The organism is Pseudomonas sp. NPDC087346 (assembly GCF_044744235.1).
Lineage (GTDB): Bacteria > Pseudomonadota > Gammaproteobacteria > Pseudomonadales > Pseudomonadaceae > Aquipseudomonas.
Map to the genome: position 1 here is coordinate 1,038 of NZ_JBIUXX010000143.1, position 2,561 is coordinate 3,598.

The window sequence follows — 2,561 nt, forward strand, 5'->3', positions numbered from 1 at the left end:
ATTCAGATGCCCAGTCAGGTCCTTGGTCACGCCTGCAACAAGTACGACCTTTTCCTCATGCACACCGCCGAGCAGGATCACTGCGCGGCCGAGTTTGTTTTTCAGTTGATCGACCAGCGCCAGCAGCGCCTTGCCGTCCTGACCATCCAGACGAGCGGCCAGAACCTTCACGCCTTTGACGTCCAGTGCCGAGGCCGACAGATCGTCGCCCGCAGCGCTGGCAGCCTTGGCTTGCAACTGCTCGAGTTGCTTCTCCAGCAGACGGTTGCGCTCCAGCACAGCCGACAGCTTGTCGATCAGGTTGTCGCGGCTGCCCTTGACCAGGCTGGCCGCTTCCTTGAGTTGTTCTTCCGCAGCGTTCAAGTAAGCCAGAGCCGCAGCACCGGTGACGGCTTCGATACGACGCACGCCCGATGCCACACCGCCTTCGCTGATGATTTTCAGCAGGCCGATGTCGCCGGTGCGGTTGGCGTGGATACCGCCACACAGCTCGACGGAGAAATCACCGCCCATGCTCAGCACGCGCACGTTGTCGCCGTACTTCTCGCCGAACAGGGCCATCGCGCCTTTGTTCTTGGCGGTTTCGATGTCGGTCTCTTCGGTTTCAACAGCGGAGTTCTTGCGAATCTCGGCGTTGACGATGTCTTCCAGCGCTTTGATCTGCTCAGGCTTGATCGCTTCAAAGTGGCTGAAGTCGAAACGCAGACGCTGACTGTCGACCAACGAACCTTTCTGCTGAACGTGTTCGCCCAGCACCTGACGCAATGCCGCGTGCAGCAAGTGCGTGGCCGAGTGGTTCAACGAAGTCGCGTGACGCACTTCGGCATCCACATGAGCTTCCACCGGGGCCGCGACGGTCAGACTGCCCGAAGCCAGCACGCCGTGGTGCAGGAATGCGCCGCCGGTCTTGGTGGTGTCGCGCACGTCGAAACGCGCGTTGCCCGCCTGAAGGAAACCGCAATCGCCGATCTGGCCGCCGGACTCAGCGTAGAACGGCGTCTGATTCAGAACGATCACCGCCTCTTCGCCTTCATTCAAGACGTCGACCGACTGGCCATCTTTATAGATAGCGACAATTTTTGCCGAACCGCTGGTGGCTTTGTAACCGGTGAACTCGGTGGCCACGTCAACCTTGACCAGCGTGTTGTAGTCCAGACCGAACGAACTGGCCGAGCGCGCACGAACGCGCTGGGCTTCCATTTCACGCTCGAAACCGACTTCATCAACAGTCAGGCCGCGTTCGCGAGCGATGTCAGCGGTCAGGTCCATCGGGAAACCGTAGGTGTCATACAGCTTGAACACTACGTCGCCCGGCACCACGGTGCCTTTGAGGTCCAGCAGATCCTGTTCAAGAATCTTCAGGCCATGCTCCAGCGTCTTGGAGAACTGCTCTTCTTCAGCCTTGAGCACGCGCTCGATGTTGGCTTGTTGCTGCTTGAGTTCCGGGAAGGCTTCGCCCATCTCGGCAACCAGCGCGGCAACGATCTTGTAGAAGAAGCTGCCGGTCGCGCCCAGTTTGTTGCCATGGCGGCAGGCACGACGAATGATCCGGCGCAGCACGTAACCGCGACCTTCGTTGGACGGCAGCACGCCATCGGCAATCAGGAAGCCGCACGAACGGATGTGGTCAGACACAACCTTGAGCGATGACTGATCGCCGTTCTCGCAACCGATTGCCTCGGCCGAAGCGCTCAGCAGGTTCTTGAACAGGTCGATGTCATAGTTGGAATTGACGTGCTGCATCACCGCACTGATCCGCTCCAGGCCCATGCCGGTATCCACCGACGGCGCTGGCAACGGATGCAACACGCCATCGGCGGTGCGGTTGAACTGCATGAACACGTTGTTCCAGATCTCGATGTAACGGTCGCCATCTTCTTCCGGCGAACCCGGTGGGCCGCCCCAGATGTGGTCGCCGTGATCGTAGAAAATCTCGGTGCACGGACCGCACGGGCCGGTATCGCCCATGGTCCAGAAGTTGTCGGAGGCGTATGGCGCGCCCTTGTTGTCGCCGATGCGGATCATGCGCTCGACCGGCACACCGACCTGTTTGGTCCAGATGTCATACGCTTCGTCGTCAGAGGCGTAGACAGTGACCCAGAGTTTTTCCTTCGGCAGTTTCAGAACGCCGGTCAGGAAGGTCCAGGCAAAGGTGATCGCGTCGTGCTTGAAATAGTCACCGAAGCTGAAGTTGCCCAGCATTTCGAAGAACGTGTGGTGACGAGCGGTATAACCGACGTTTTCCAGGTCGCTGTTCTTGCCACCGGCACGCACGCATTTCTGGCTGCTGGTCGCACGGGTGTACGCACGTTTTTCCTGGCCCAGGAAGCAGTCCTTGAACTGGTTCATCCCCGCGTTGGTGAACAGCAGGGTTGGGTCGTTGCCCGGAATCAAAGAGCTGGAGGCTACACGGGTGTGGCCTTGCTCTTCGAAGAAGCGAAGGAAGGCTTCACGGATTTCTGCGCTTTTCATTAGGTTTTTACCACGGTGGATGCGGCAAAAGCCATTTCGAAAACTGAAAAAAACTATGGAACGCAAATGGGCGGAATATAAAGGGCCAT

1 protein-coding gene is annotated in these 2,561 nt (G+C 58.8%); it reads right to left on the minus strand.

Annotation, left to right across the window (positions count from 1 at the left end):
* Positions 1 to 2,472, minus strand: a 2,472-nt coding sequence (gene alaS / locus ACIOZM_RS31470; protein WP_401221518.1) for an alanine--tRNA ligase, incomplete at its 3' end; no start/stop codon positions are given.
* Positions 2,473 to 2,561 lie beyond the last annotated feature (89 nt).